The 12,903-nt window shown below is 63.4% G+C and carries 13 protein-coding genes and 1 riboswitch; of the genes, 7 read left to right on the top strand and 6 right to left on the bottom strand.

Annotated elements, in window-relative coordinates:
• Positions 1–8: 8 nt before the first annotated feature.
• Both K9B33_RS11855 and K9B33_RS11850 read right to left on the bottom strand, forming a co-directional pair.
• Complete coding sequence (locus K9B33_RS11855; RefSeq protein WP_224548968.1) at positions 9–2,153, bottom strand: prolyl oligopeptidase family serine peptidase; 2,145 nt, start codon at positions 2,151–2,153, stop codon at positions 9–11.
• Positions 2,153–2,461: a hypothetical protein gene (locus K9B33_RS11850; protein WP_224548966.1), complete on the bottom strand. Its 309-nt coding sequence runs from the start codon at positions 2,459–2,461 to the stop codon at positions 2,153–2,155. The genes K9B33_RS11855 and K9B33_RS11850 overlap by 1 nt, the downstream gene beginning before the upstream one ends.
• 38 nt (positions 2,462–2,499) lie before the next feature.
• A riboswitch (TPP riboswitch) is annotated at positions 2,500–2,610 on the top strand.
• A 54-nt stretch (positions 2,611–2,664) separates the two neighbouring features.
• Between K9B33_RS11850 and K9B33_RS11845 the strand changes: the two genes are divergently transcribed.
• From K9B33_RS11845 to K9B33_RS11820, 6 genes are read left to right on the top strand one after another with little or no spacing between them, the layout of a single operon-like run.
• Positions 2,665–3,072, top strand: a complete 408-nt coding sequence (locus K9B33_RS11845) for a DUF2065 domain-containing protein (protein WP_224548964.1) — start codon at positions 2,665–2,667, stop codon at positions 3,070–3,072.
• A gap of 11 nt (positions 3,073–3,083) precedes the next feature.
• Positions 3,084–5,057 carry a phosphomethylpyrimidine synthase ThiC gene (gene thiC, locus K9B33_RS11840; protein ID WP_411974007.1) on the top strand — a complete coding sequence of 658 codons (1,974 nt, stop codon included), beginning with the start codon at positions 3,084–3,086 and terminating at the stop codon, positions 5,055–5,057.
• The gene (locus tag K9B33_RS11835; RefSeq protein WP_224548962.1) at positions 5,057–5,656 is read left to right on the top strand and encodes a DUF2199 domain-containing protein; all 600 of its coding nucleotides are present in this window, start codon (positions 5,057–5,059) and stop codon (positions 5,654–5,656) included. The genes thiC and K9B33_RS11835 overlap by 1 nt, the downstream gene beginning before the upstream one ends.
• A 51-nt stretch (positions 5,657–5,707) precedes the next feature.
• The gene (locus tag K9B33_RS11830; protein ID WP_224548961.1) at positions 5,708–5,935 is read left to right on the top strand and encodes an AbrB/MazE/SpoVT family DNA-binding domain-containing protein; all 228 of its coding nucleotides are present in this window, start codon (positions 5,708–5,710) and stop codon (positions 5,933–5,935) included.
• The gene (locus K9B33_RS11825) at positions 5,935–6,348 is read left to right on the top strand and encodes a type II toxin-antitoxin system death-on-curing family toxin (protein WP_224548960.1); all 414 of its coding nucleotides are present in this window, start codon (positions 5,935–5,937) and stop codon (positions 6,346–6,348) included. Before K9B33_RS11830 ends, K9B33_RS11825 begins: the two co-directional genes overlap by 1 nt.
• 25 nt (positions 6,349–6,373) lie before the next feature.
• The gene (locus tag K9B33_RS11820; protein ID WP_224548959.1) at positions 6,374–6,694 is read left to right on the top strand and encodes a LysR family transcriptional regulator; all 321 of its coding nucleotides are present in this window, start codon (positions 6,374–6,376) and stop codon (positions 6,692–6,694) included.
• 119 nt (positions 6,695–6,813) lie between these two features.
• On the opposite strand, the gene K9B33_RS11815 is transcribed toward K9B33_RS11820, so the two are convergent.
• Positions 6,814–7,488: a DUF6891 domain-containing protein gene (locus K9B33_RS11815; protein ID WP_224548958.1), complete on the bottom strand. Its 675-nt coding sequence runs from the start codon at positions 7,486–7,488 to the stop codon at positions 6,814–6,816.
• A 191-nt stretch (positions 7,489–7,679) separates the two neighbouring features.
• On the opposite strand from K9B33_RS11815, the gene K9B33_RS11810 reads away from it, so the two are divergent.
• Positions 7,680–9,527 (top strand): ABCB family ABC transporter ATP-binding protein/permease, encoded by a 1,848-nt coding sequence (locus K9B33_RS11810; protein ID WP_224548991.1) that lies wholly within the window; start codon positions 7,680–7,682, stop codon positions 9,525–9,527.
• Positions 9,528–9,567: 40 nt separating this feature from the next.
• On the opposite strand, the gene K9B33_RS11805 is transcribed toward K9B33_RS11810, so the two are convergent.
• The 3 genes from K9B33_RS11805 to K9B33_RS11795 all read right to left on the bottom strand — a co-directional run bounded on the left by K9B33_RS11805 (position 9,568) and on the right by K9B33_RS11795 (position 12,825).
• Positions 9,568–10,191, bottom strand: a complete 624-nt coding sequence (locus K9B33_RS11805; RefSeq protein WP_224548957.1) for a hypothetical protein — start codon at positions 10,189–10,191, stop codon at positions 9,568–9,570.
• A gap of 62 nt (positions 10,192–10,253) precedes the next feature.
• Positions 10,254–10,655, bottom strand: a complete 402-nt coding sequence (locus K9B33_RS11800; RefSeq protein WP_224548956.1) for an acyl-CoA thioesterase — start codon at positions 10,653–10,655, stop codon at positions 10,254–10,256.
• A gap of 97 nt (positions 10,656–10,752) precedes the next feature.
• Positions 10,753–12,825, bottom strand: coding sequence for a S9 family peptidase (locus tag K9B33_RS11795; protein ID WP_224548955.1), 2,073 nt, complete (start codon positions 12,823–12,825; stop codon positions 10,753–10,755).
• Positions 12,826–12,903 lie beyond the last annotated feature (78 nt).

Raw genomic sequence — 12,903 nt, 5'->3', positions numbered from 1 at the left:
ACTCTATGTCACCGATCGGCGCCTTCCAACTGTCGACTGAAATACACCATCTGCATCGCCTGCAACCGCGCGCCCTGCGCGATATCCGCGTCGCCCGCATGGCCGCCTGCCGTATCCTCATAGAAATAATAGGGCAGCCCATAATCCTTCAGCCGCGCCGCGAACTTGCGCGCATGTTGCGGCCCGACCCGGTCATCCTTGGTCGTCGTCCAGATATAGGGCGTGGGATATTTCACGCCCCGCCGGATATTCGCATAAGGCGAAATCGTCTCCAGAAACGCCTTTTCCTCCGGCACGGATACGCTGCCATATTCGTCCACCCAGGACGCGCCCGCTGCAATTTGCTCATACCGGATCATGTCGAGCAGCGGCACCTGGATAGTCACGGCGTTCCACAGGTCTGGATGCTGGTTGAACTCGACCCCCATCAGCAGCCCGCCATTGGACCCGCCATAAATGCCGAACCGCCGGGGCGACGACAGCTTTCGGGCGAAGATGTCCTGCGCTACGGCCGCGAAATCATCATAGATGATCTGCCGCTTGGTCTTCAGCCCCGCCTCATGCCAGGCCGGGCCGAACTCGCCGCCACCCCGGATATTCGCCAGCACGAAGCTATTGCCCCGCTCCAGCCACAGCTTACCGGTGATCGCCGCATAGCTGGGCGTCATCGGTATTTCGAAGCCGCCATAGGCCGTCATGATCGTGGGCGTCGAACCGTCAGGCTTCATGCCTTTGCGATGGACGATGAAATAGGGAATTTTCGTCCCGTCGGTCGACGTCGCTTCGAACTGATCCACCACCAGCCCGGCGGCGTCGAAGCGCGCGGGCATCGCCTTCACCTGTCGCGGCTTCGGATTGGCGGCGTCCAGCGTCCACAAAGTGGTCGGTGCCAGGAAACCCGCCACCGACAGATAGGCCATATCGCTTTTGTCGGTCGCGCTCGCGATCGATATGGTCGCATTGTCCGGCAACGTCACCGGCGTCGTCGTCCAGCCGCTCGCACCGCTGCTCGTTCCGGGCGAAAGCACCAGCACCCGCCCGCGCACATTGTCGTTGATAGCCAGGATCACCCGATCCTTTGTCGCAGCCACGCCATCGATCGACTGGCGCGCATTGGGCGCGAATAGAATCTGCGGCTTCAATGTCTCGCCGGATTGCAGCGCCTTCAACGGCACCGCTGCCAGCGATCCCGTCGGTACGGTCACGCCGCCACTGGCCCAGTCCTGACTGGTCTGGATCAGCACCTGACCCTGTACCATGCCCTGCAACTGGCTCTTGGCCGGCAGGGGGAGCTTCTTCACGCCATCGGCGGTGACGAGATAGGTTTCGTTGCCGAAGAAGGTGACGCCGCGATAGAGGAAAGCGGCACGATTACCCGCGCCATCCGACAGGATCATGGGAAACGTCCCGACCTGATCGCTGGGCGCGCCGCGATAGATTTCCTGTGCGGCGGACAACGGCTGCCCGCGCTTCAATGTCTTCACCACGAAGGGATAGCCCGACGCCGTCATGCTGCTCCCCTGCGCATCGGCGCCCCAATCGCGGGCGAGCAGGATCGTGTCCTTGTCCAGCCAGTCCTCATTCTGTTTGGAGGTGGGAATGGCGAACCCGCCCTCCACGAACTGCCCGGTCACCAGATCGAACTCGCGCAGGGTCACGGCATCCTCGCCGCCATCGGACAAATGGATCAGCGCCAGCCGCTCGTCGGGGTCCAGGATGGACGCGCCCTTCCACACCCACTTCTTGCCATCGGCCTTCGACAGCGCGTCCAGGTCCAGCACCGTCGTCCAGCGCGGCGCGTCGGTCGCATAATCAGCCTCGCTGGTATAGCGCCATATGCCCTGCGGATGATCGGCGTCGCGCCAGAGATTATAGACCCGGCCGTGGATCAGCATCGGCATGGCGATCCGGTCCTTGGCCGATGCGATCGCGAGCGCGTCCTTGAAGTAACCGGCATAGCGCGGATCGCCCTGCAAGGTCGCGACCGTCGCCTTATTCTCCGCCTCCACCCATTGCATCGCGCGCGGGCCGGTCCAATCCTCCAGCCATAGAAACGGGTCGTCCGCCGGGGCAGGGGCCGAAACAGGCGAAGGGGGCGCGCCGGCGCCGGTCAACAAAGCCGCAGTCACCAACAGCATCATCCTCTTTTTCATCAGTGCTTGTCCCCCGGCAAAGTCGATCGCCCCTTCATATAGCGCGCCCGCAACACCGCGCTCGCTATCAACAGGGGTAACGCCGCCAGCATCAACAGGCTCCCGATGAAACTGGGCGACCAGCCCCATAGGCTGTGCAGGCCGAAGGCGGCAGGGGCCATCACCAGCAGGAAACCCAGCGTCAGCAGCCACAGTCCCCAGCGGCGCGGCCGCACCGCCACCATCCGCATCTCGTGCCGCCACGCCTTGCGGCCAGCCTTGGTGGACAGATCGGGGCCAGGCCGGTCGGAGGATAGGTGATCGAACATATGGTGCTGGACCTTGTGCCGTTTAGTCCTTACCCTGTCCAGCATCCCCGGGGGACCGCGCACAGGCGGTTGAGAGGTGGCTGATGTGGCCACGACCCGTTGAACCTGATCTGGTTGAGACCGGCGTAGGGAGGGAACGGCTTGTGTAACCAGCAGACCGCACCCGCCCCGCGTCCTTGAAAAGAGACGAAGAGAGGCGGCCCATGGATACGATTTCCGTTCTGACGCTGCGCCTGGCCGAAATTATCGGCCTCTACATGATTGTCATCGGTCTGGGCGGGCTTGCCAGTCCGCAGCGCTGGCGCGCGGTGATGGACGATCTCAACCGGTCGCCGGGGCTGGTCGTGGCGCTGGGCTTCGCCGTCTTCGCCGTCGGGGGCACGCTGGTGCTGATCCACAGCATCTGGACCGACCCGCTCGCCATTATCGTCAGCCTGATCGGCTATGTCGCCCTGATCGAAGGCGCGACCTTGCTGGCCGTACCCGGTCCGCTGATCCGCATCGGCCACTGGTCGACGAATTTCATCCGCACCTGGGCGCTGATCGCCCTGATACTCGGCCTTCTCCTCTTCCTTGCGGGCCTCACCGGCCGCGCCACACTTTCCGTCTGAAAGGTATCCTCATGGCAGATGTCGCCGCCCGCACCGAAATGCCCGAAGCCGAAGGCTCCACCGGCCGGCAGGCCGCTATGAAAGTCACCACCGGCCCCATCCGGGGGTCGAAGAAGATCCATGTCGGCCCGCTGAAGGTCGCGATGCGCGAAATCCATCTGGAGCCGGGCAGCGGCGAGCCGCCGGTGCGCGTCTACGACACGTCCGGCCCCTATAGCGATCCCGATGTCCGCATCGACATCATGGCGGGACTGCCCCAGTTGCGGCGCGACTGGATCATGGCCCGCGGCGATGTCGAGGAATATGACGCCCGCGCCATCAAACCGGAGGATAATGGCCTCAAAGGCCCGGATCGCAGCGCCACCGGCACAGTCTCGACGGTGCCGGAATCCAGAAATGGACGCGTCCAGCCCTTCCCGAACGTCGTGAAGCGCCCCCTGCGCGCCAGGGCCGGCGCCAACGTCTCCCAGATGCACTATGCCCGCCGCGGCATCATCACGCCGGAAATGGAATATGTGGCGGAACGGGAGAATCTGGGCCGCGCCCGCCTCGCTTCCTATGTCCGCGACGGCGAAAGCTTCGGCGCGTCCATCCCCGATTATGTGACGCCCGAATTCGTCCGCGACGAAATCGCCCGCGGCCGCGCCATCATCCCCAACAACATCAACCATCCCGAATCCGAACCGATGGCGATCGGCCGCAATTTCCTGGTCAAGATCAACGCCAATATCGGCAACAGCGCCGTCGCGTCCGACGTGGCGAGCGAAGTCGACAAGCTGGTCTGGTCGATCCGCTGGGGCGCGGATACCGTCATGGACCTCAGCACCGGGCGCAACATCCACGACACGCGCGAATGGATCCTGCGCAACTCGCCCGTCCCGATCGGCACCGTCCCCATCTATCAGGCGCTGGAAAAGGTCGGTGGCGTCGCCGAAGACCTGACATGGGACATTTTCCGCGACACGCTGATCGAGCAGGCCGAGCAGGGCGTCGATTATTTCACCATCCATGCGGGCGTGCGCCTCGCCTATATCCCGATGGCGGCCAGGCGCGTGACCGGCATCGTCTCGCGCGGCGGCTCCATCATGGCGAAATGGTGCCTCGCCCATCACAAGGAAAGCTTCCTCTACGAGCATTTCGACGAGATCACGGAGATCATGAAGGCCTATGACATCGCCTATTCCTTGGGCGACGGCCTGCGCCCCGGATCGATCGCCGACGCCAATGACGAAGCGCAATTCTCCGAACTCTACACGCTGGGCGAACTGACCCACCGCGCCTGGAAACAGGATGTGCAGGTCATGATCGAAGGGCCGGGCCATGTGCCGATGCACAAGATCAAGGAGAATATGGAAAAGCAGCTCCAGGTCTGCGGCGAAGCGCCCTTCTACACATTGGGGCCGCTCACCACCGACATCGCACCGGGTTATGACCACATCACCAGCGGCATCGGCGCGGCGCAGATCGGCTGGTACGGCACGGCGATGCTCTGCTACGTCACGCCCAAGGAGCATCTGGGCCTGCCCGACCGCGACGATGTGAAGGTCGGCGTCGTCACCTACAAGCTCGCCGCCCATGCCGCCGATCTGGCCAAGGGCCACCCCGCCGCCAGGGTCCGCGACGACGCGCTCAGCCGCGCCCGCTTCGAATTCCGCTGGCGCGACCAGTTCAACCTGTCGCTCGATCCCGAAACGGCGGAACAATATCACGATCAGACGCTCCCCGCCGAAGGCGCGAAAAGCGCGCATTTCTGCTCGATGTGCGGCCCCAAATTCTGCTCGATGCAGATCAGCCAGGACGTCCGCGACTTCGCCGCCAAGCAGAACCAGAATGTCGAAGGCTTCATCGCCACCGGCCCCACCGGCGCAGAAACCGCCGCCGCCAGCAAGGCCGCCGCGCTCAAGGGCATGGAAGAGATGAGCAAGGTCTTCAAGGACAGCGGCAGCGAGCTCTATATGGGTGCTGGCGGCAGGGAGCATGATTGATGCCGAACTGGGCGCAGCATATGTGGAATATTCTGCGCCTCGCTCGCGCTTCGACGTCATCTGAACAATTGCAGAAGGGGCGCTGGCTCTGTGGCTCGTGCGATCAGGAACATCGTTGGCCGTTCGACTTAGCAGCGCACGCGCCCGATCCATGGCCCCATGTTCCCGAATATGAACCGAATGGCGCGTTGAGAATGGACGGCGATTTTCTGTCCGAGGATTTTTGCGTGCTGAACGGCGAGCATTTCTTCGTCCGTTGCATATTGACTATCCCCGTGCAGGGCATGTGTGACGATTTCGGCTTTGGCTGCTGGTCCACGCTCTCACGGCAAAACTTTGAAAAATATATAGAAGGCTTTGATTCAATCCATCCTTCGCAGGAGGAATTGTGGAGTGGCTGGCTCTGCAATCGGTTGGCTGACTTTGATGGGAATGAGGCTATCGGTGTATGGGTTCAACTTCGGCCCGGCAGGAAGCGCCCACTCCTTTGGGTGATGGATGACGATTATCCATTGGCTGTTGCACAGGAGCATGGGATCAGCGCTGACCGAATGATGGAAATCTTCGCTTATTATGGCCATGCACCAATAGCGGGCTAGCCTCGACATGGGGCATTTGGCGACGATACAACTTTATGTTATAACTCCCGTATGAACATGCCCCTCAAAATCACGAAGATCGGCAACAGCGCCGGGGTCATCCTCCCCAAGGAGTTGCTCGCCCATCTCAACGCCGCCGCCGGGGATAGTCTCTCCGTCGTCATCACCCCCCGCGGGATCGAATTGTCCGCTGCCGAACCGGACTTCGACGCGCAGATGGCGGCGGCGCGCGACGTGATGGCCCGGCGCAAGCGGGCGTTGCGCGAACTCGCCAAATAATGGCGCGGCAGAACTGGGTCTGGGTCACGCTCGCCGTGGCGGAGGCCGCCCATGCCGAACAGATCGCCGAACATGGCGGGGGTGGCGATGCCCTGCGCGATCGTGGCCTGTTTGAAAGCGCGATGGCCCGGGCAGAAAATCTTGCAGCTTATGGCGATCCGGACGCCGCTGCTCTGGCCGCCGCCTATGCCTATGGCCTCGCCCGTAATCATCCCTTCGTCGATGGCAACAAGCGGATCGCTGCGGTAGTTAGCGAAACCTTCCTGCTCCTGAACGGCCATAGCCTGAATGCGACCGACGCCGAACTGGTCGTCGCATTCCTCGAACTGGCCGCCGGCACCCTCTCCGAAGAAGACCTCGCCGACTGGTTCCGTCAGCATCTCGCCCCCGCTGCATCAGCCCTTTCCTATTAGGAAATCCTCTGATCCATCCTGATGGATGGAACAGCAGCCTCTCCCCAATCCGCCCGCCGGCCCCGCCCCAAAACGCCGCGCCCGCTGGACGCCCGCGTTGCAGGCGTCCTTTCTCGGCACCTTGCTACAGACCGGCAGCGTGCGCCATGCCGCGTGCGCGGTGGGCCTGTCGCCGTCCAGCGCGCATCGTCTCCGCCGCCGCCTAGCGGGCACGGAGTTCGACCGGAACTGGGATGAGGCGCTGATGCTGCATGACCAATTGATGGCCCGGCCATTATCCATCGATCATGGGGCAGGCGTCGCCCGGCCGACGATAGGAAGGGACGCTTTGGGGGCGCGTCGGTGACGCTTCGGGCGCGCCTTGCAGACGCCTTGGGAGCGCTTCGACCCGAAAAGCCCGACAATGGTGTGAACTTCGCCCTATCTCTTGGGCCTGTCACCTACATATGTGGCTGCGGCGTGCAATCAGCCTTGCAGCACCCGCACGCCGCGCCGCTTCTTCCAGTCCAGCGCCACGCTGATCCGCTGCTCCAGCCGCCCGTCCCATCCGGTGCTCAGGCCCTGCGCTTCCAGCGCGGCGACGATACGATGGCCGATCGCGATCGCCCCATCCTCGCCCTGTTCGCACGCGCCATAGTTCAGATAGAGGCCATGGCCTTCCACGGCGGACTCGGTGTCCTGCATGTGGAAAAAGGCATAGCCCTCCACCGCCACGCCTTCCTCCTGCGCAGCCTCGATCTCGTCCCAGATTTCGGTCGCGCCGCATGTGCCGCAGCAGGTGAAATTCTGCCGCGCGACCACGCCCTGTTCCTCCAGCGCGACGAAAGCGGCATCCAGCCGGTCGCAATCGGTCGTGTCGGACCAGCCCTGTTCGGCGGCGCGATGCTCGGCCAGCGCCGCGCGCAACGCCGCCGACGCCTCGACCCGCAGCAGCGGCCGGGGCAGTTCCTCCTCGAACATGTCGTTCGCATTGGTCAATATCGCGTCGTCGTCGAAAAAGCCGCCCGCGACGTCGCGTCGCACCAGATCGCGCAGCGCGGCGACCGGGTCGTAACTGGCCTCCAGCGCGGGTTGCGGCGCTTTGGGTTCCGGGCGATCGGCTTTGTTTCCGAAAATCCGATTCCATAATGACCCGAACATGCGCCTGCCTTGCCTCCTGCGATGCGCCGCGATGCACCCACCATGCCCCGCGTCGCCGCAAAGGAAAAGGGGGGAGGCGTCGCTTTGTTCCGACAGCGCGTCCTGCCGCCACGGCGCGGGCGCGATCAGTACTGTTCCGATGGCTGGATCATCCCATTGGATTGCCGCGCCATTGCGCCTACATGCGGCCAATGCCCCCCGATACCGCTTCCTCCGCGCCGATCCCGCCCATCTGGGCGACCTTGCGCCGCTTCCTCCCCTATCTCTGGCCAGCAGATTCGGCCGCGCTGCGCCGTCGGGTGGCGCTCGCCATGGGGCTGGTCTTGCTGGCGAAGGTCGTCAGCCTCGCCATGCCCTTTGCCTACAAGGCCGCGATCGACCGGATGGCGCCGGGACTGGAGCCGACCGTCGGTCTCGCCATGGCGCTGGTCGCGGTCTATGCCGGGGCGCGTTTCGGCAGCGTCCTGTTCGACAATCTGCGCAACGCCGTATTCGAAAAGGTCGGGCAGGAGGCAGGGCGGCGGCTGGCGGACGATGTGTTCGTGCATCTCCATCGCCTGTCGCTGCGCTTCCACCTTGACCGCCGCACCGGCGCCGTCACCAAGATCGTGGAGCGCGGGACCAAGAGCATCGACACGATGCTCTATTTCCTGCTGTTCAACATCGCGCCGACCGTGCTGGAACTGGCTGCGGTCTGCGTCATCTTCTTCGTCAAGTTCGGCCCCGGTCTGGTCGTCGCGACCGTGGTCATGGTGGCGCTCTACATCGGCTTCACCCGCACCGTCACCGAATGGCGCAACCAGTTGCGCCGCGACATGGTGGATATGGACACCAATGCCGTCGCCCATGCCGTCGACAGCCTGCTCAATTTCGAGACGGTCAAATATTTCGGCGCCGAACAGCGCGAAGCCACCCGCTACGGCACGGCGATGCGCCGCTATGCCCAGGCGGCGGTCAAGAGCGAGAACAGTCTCGCCTGGCTCAATATCGGCCAGTCGCTCATCACCAACCTGATGATGGCAGGGGCCATGGCCTATACCGTCTGGGGCTGGAGCCGCGGGCAGTTCACCACCGGCGACGTGGTGCTGGTCAATACGCTTTTGTCGCAGCTTTTCCGCCCGCTCGACCTGCTCGGCATGGTCTATCGCACCATCCGCCAGGGGTTGATCGACATGGAGGCGATGTACAAGCTGATCGACACGCCGCAGGAGATCGCCGACGCGCAGGGTGCCCGCGATCTGCAAGCCCATGGCGGCGCTGTCCGTTTCGATCATGTCCGCTTCGGCTACGACCCGGAACGCGAAATCCTGCACGATGTCAGCTTCACCGTGCCGGCGGGCAAGACGTTGGCGATCGTCGGCCCGTCCGGTGCGGGCAAGTCCACCATCGCCCGCATCCTGTTCCGCTTCTACGATATCCAGTCAGGCCAGGTGTCGATCGACGGGCAGGACATCGCACAGGTCACCCAGCATTCGCTGCGCGCCGCGATCGGCATCGTGCCGCAGGACATGGTGCTGTTCAACGACACGGTCGGCTATAATATCGGCTATGGCCGCGAAGGCGCGACCCAGCAGGAGATAGAGGCCGCGGCGAAGGCGGCGTCGATCCACGACTTCATCCTCAGCCTGCCCAAGGGCTATGACACCCGCGTCGGCGAACGCGGCCTCAAATTGTCGGGCGGCGAGAAACAGCGCGTCGCGATCGCCCGCACCTTGCTCAAAGACCCGCCGGTGCTGGTGCTGGACGAAGCGACCAGCGCGCTCGACAGCCGTACCGAAACGGAAATCCAGACCGTATTGCGCGACATCAGTCGTCAGCGCACGACTCTGGTGGTGGCTCATCGCCTCTCGACCGTGGTCGATGCGGACGAGATCATCGTGCTCGACAAGGGCGTGATCGTGGAACGCGGCCGCCATGCCGATCTGGTCCGGGCCGACGGTCTTTATGCGCTCATGTGGGCGCGTCAGGCGGCGGAGCGGGAGACGATGCCAAGCGAGCCGGGCATCGCGGATATGTTCGAGGTCGTGACGCCCTCCTGATCCTTTGATCGAGAGGGCGTCATCAGGTCGGTTCTGCCGGTCAATTATGTGTGGTGACCGTGGTCGTCGTTCGTTCGGCCACCGAGGTGCGGGGCGTGGTGGTGGTCGTCTTGCGCACGACCTTGCGTCTGGGCGCGGTACTCCGCGCTGCGGCCGGCTTGACCGTTTCGGTCGTCACGGTGGTGGTGGCCGGCGTAGCCGCGGCGAGGGCGGCGGCGTTGCGCGCTGCCTGGGCATCGGCGGCGGCAGAGGCGGCTGCCCGCTCTGCGGCGTCGGCGCGGGCATTGGCGGCGCCGGCCTCGGCCTGGGCATCGACGGTCGCCTGCGCCTGCGCCTGCGCGTCCATATTGGATTGCTGCTGGCTCTCGCCGATCATCGTGTCGGCATATTGCTGCGCCTCGACGGCAGACTTGATTGCGGCCTGTTCCTTGCCGCTCTTGTAGCTTTCCTGGGCCAGCCGCAGCGATGACTGCGCTTTGGCCAGCAGTTCAGGCGTGGCGGGATTGGTGGTGGGCAGGCGCTGGGCGGCGTTGATCTTGCCCTGGGCCTGCGCGATCGCAGCAAGTGCCCGTTCCTCGTCACCGGCGAAAGCGGGAGTAGCCGTCAGGACAAGGGCGGACGCGGCAAGAAAACCACGCAGGGTGGACCCGAAATGATTATGCATTTTATTCTCCTGTCATTGTGCATGACGGGCGGAGAAACGTCCCGGTCTTTTCAGTAGTTCCTTTATCTGAGGTTCAGGAAAGGTGCTGCCACTTCAGCAGGCACTCGCATCAATCTTGCCGTTTCCTTGTCTATCATCGCCCAGGTCGATCGGGCGGCGACCTTCACCTTGCCATCCGGCCCGATGAATTCGATCAACCGGTCGAAACGCGCGCCGCGCGGCGGATCGGGAATCCAGGTCCGCGCCGTCACGGTCTCGCCTTCGGTCACATTGCCGCGATAATCCACCTCATGCCGGGTCACGACCCAGATATAGGCGTCGACATGGGCGGGCAGGGCGTGCGTCATCCAATGTTCGACCGACACCTGCTCCATCCACTGGACCCAGACGGCATTGTTCACATGGCCCAGAACATCGATATGTTCGGGTAATGCGGTGAAGGACTTGGTGAAACTGGACGCCATAACCTCACTCCGTTCGCATTGAGCCTGTCGCAGGCCATCCTTGAAGAAAGTGCCGGGCTGCGACAGGCTCAACCCGACCGGAAGAAAGGCGTTGCCTTCACCCCTCGATGCCCAATTGCCACAGGATGAAGGCGAACTCTTCGGCCGTCTCGTGCAGGCTTTCGAACCGCCCCGATTTGCCGCCATGGCCTGCACCCATATTGGTCTTGAGCAGCAAGATATTGTCGTCCGTCTTGGTCGCGCGCAGCTTCGCCACCCACTTCGCCGGCTCCCAATAGGTGACGCGCGGGTCGTTCAGCCCGGCCGTCACCATCAGCGGCGGATAGGCCTGCGCGCTGACATGAGTATAGGGGTCGTAGGATTGGATCGTATGGAACGCGGCCTCGTCCTCGATCGGATTGCCCCATTCGGGCCACTCGCCCGGCGTTAAGGGAAGCGTTTCGTCCAGCATGGTGTTGAGCACGTCAACGAAGGGCACATGCGCCACCACCGCGCCCCACAGGTCGGGATCGCTATTGACCACCGCGCCCATCAACTCGCCACCGGCCGACCCGCCCGAAATGCTGATCCGGCCCTTGGATGTATAGCCCAGGTCGATCAGCCCCTTCGCCACGTCCACGAAGTCGGTGAACGTGTTGACCCGCTTGTCCAGCTTCCCGTCCAGATACCATTGCTGACCCAGATCATCGCCGCCGCGAATATGCGCCAGCGCAAAGGCGAAGCCGCGATCGAGCAGCGACAGCCGGCTGGTGGAAAAGCCCGGCTCCATCGCCAGCCCATAGGCGCCATAGCCATAGAGATGCAGCGGCGCGCTGCCGTCGCGGGGCATGTCGGCGGGGTAGACGATCGACACCGGGATCTGCGTGCCATCCCGCGCCGCGATCATCAGCCGTTCGGTGGCGTAGCGGCTGGCGTCATAGCCCGACGGGATCTCCTGCATCTTCAGGATATCGAGCGCGCCGGTCGCCAGATCATAATCATAGATGGTGTCGGGCGTGACCATCGATTCATAACCGATGCGCAGTTTGGTCACATCATATTCGGGATTGTCGTCCAGCGACGCGGAATAGCTCGCTTCGGGGAAGGGGATGCGCTTGGGTATATGCGTTGCGTAATCGCGCAGCTCGATCTGGTCGAGCCCATCCTGCCGCCCTTCCGTGACGTAGAAGTTCTTGAACAGGGTGAAGTCGGTCAAGTAGAAATGCGCGTCGGGCGCGATCACTTCCTCCCACCGGTCGGGCGCGTCCAGCGTCGCCTTCACCAGCCGGAAATTGGGATGGTTGTCGTTGGTCTTGATGTAGAGCGTGCCCTCATGCTCATCGACATCATATTCGCGGCCGGGCTGGCGCGCCGCGACCAGTAGCGGCGTGGCCGTGGGATCATCCGACGGAATCAGCCAGGCTTCGCTGGTCACATGGTCGCCGGTCGCGATGACGATATATTTTTCCGAGGAGGTGAGGCCGATCGAGACGCGGAACCCCTCGTCATCCTCATGGAACAGCTCGACGTCGCTCGCGACATCCTGGCCCAGCCAGTGCAGCCTCGCATTGTCGGTCCGCCAATTCTCGTTCGCCAGGCCATAGAGCAGCCCCTTGCTGTCCGCCGTCCACACCAGCGACGACAGCGTGTCGGGGATGACTTCCGGCAGAATCTCGCCGCTGAACAGGTCCTTGATCCGCGCCTCGAACCGTTCCGAGCCATTGGTGTCGATCGCATAGGCGAGATAGCGGCCATCAGGGCTGACCGACATCGCGCCCAGCCGGAAATAGTCATGCCCCTCCGCCAGAGCGGGTTCGTCCAGGATCAACTGGTCGTCGCCACCGGCAACGGGCCTGCGATACCATTTGCGATATTGCGCGCCCGTTTCGAATGCGCGCCAATAGACATAGTCGCCATCCTTCTGCGGCACCGACTGGTCGTCTTCCTTGATGCGCCCCTTCATCTCGGCGAACAGCGTGTCGAGCAGCGGCTTGTGCGGCGCCATCGCGCCGTCGAACCATCCGTTCTCCGCCTCCAGATAGGCCAGCACATCCTTGTCCTGGACGTCGGGATAATTGGGATCGCGCAGCCATGCCCAGGGATCGTCCACCGTGACGCCATGATGCGTGACGCTGTGCGGACGGCGCTCGGCGACGGGGGGCAGAAGAGGGGGCTGCATTTGATCGGTCATTAACTATCCATGGTCCAGACGGGGTCATGCGCTGGAATAAGCGCGCTCGCCCCTCTATGTTGTCGGCATTATGGCCGA

The organism is Sphingobium sp. 3R8 (genome assembly GCF_020166615.1).
Classification (GTDB): domain Bacteria; phylum Pseudomonadota; class Alphaproteobacteria; order Sphingomonadales; family Sphingomonadaceae; genus Sphingobium; species Sphingobium bisphenolicum.
This window is presented reverse-complemented; position numbering and strand designations above follow the sequence as displayed.

What these genes read in the sequence shown, in the direction of transcription:
- K9B33_RS11855 (WP_224548968.1), bottom strand. Translation starts at nt 2,153, where the DNA reads ATGAAAAAGAGGATGATGCTGTTGGTGACTGCGGCTTTGTTGACCGGC.
- K9B33_RS11850 (WP_224548966.1), bottom strand. Translation starts at nt 2,461, where the DNA reads ATGTTCGATCACCTATCCTCCGACCGGCCTGGCCCCGATCTGTCCACC.
- K9B33_RS11845 (WP_224548964.1), top strand. Translation starts at nt 2,665, where the DNA reads ATGGATACGATTTCCGTTCTGACGCTGCGCCTGGCCGAAATTATCGGC.
- thiC (WP_411974007.1), top strand. Translation starts at nt 3,084, where the DNA reads ATGGCAGATGTCGCCGCCCGCACCGAAATGCCCGAAGCCGAAGGCTCC.
- K9B33_RS11835 (WP_224548962.1), top strand. Translation starts at nt 5,057, where the DNA reads ATGCCGAACTGGGCGCAGCATATGTGGAATATTCTGCGCCTCGCTCGC.
- K9B33_RS11830 (WP_224548961.1), top strand. Translation starts at nt 5,708, where the DNA reads ATGAACATGCCCCTCAAAATCACGAAGATCGGCAACAGCGCCGGGGTC.
- K9B33_RS11825 (WP_224548960.1), top strand. Translation starts at nt 5,935, where the DNA reads ATGGCGCGGCAGAACTGGGTCTGGGTCACGCTCGCCGTGGCGGAGGCC.
- K9B33_RS11820 (WP_224548959.1), top strand. Translation starts at nt 6,374, where the DNA reads ATGGAACAGCAGCCTCTCCCCAATCCGCCCGCCGGCCCCGCCCCAAAA.
- K9B33_RS11815 (WP_224548958.1), bottom strand. Translation starts at nt 7,488, where the DNA reads ATGTTCGGGTCATTATGGAATCGGATTTTCGGAAACAAAGCCGATCGC.
- K9B33_RS11810 (WP_224548991.1), top strand. Translation starts at nt 7,680, where the DNA reads ATGCCCCCCGATACCGCTTCCTCCGCGCCGATCCCGCCCATCTGGGCG.
- K9B33_RS11805 (WP_224548957.1), bottom strand. Translation starts at nt 10,191, where the DNA reads ATGCATAATCATTTCGGGTCCACCCTGCGTGGTTTTCTTGCCGCGTCC.
- K9B33_RS11800 (WP_224548956.1), bottom strand. Translation starts at nt 10,655, where the DNA reads ATGGCGTCCAGTTTCACCAAGTCCTTCACCGCATTACCCGAACATATC.
- K9B33_RS11795 (WP_224548955.1), bottom strand. Translation starts at nt 12,825, where the DNA reads ATGACCGATCAAATGCAGCCCCCTCTTCTGCCCCCCGTCGCCGAGCGC.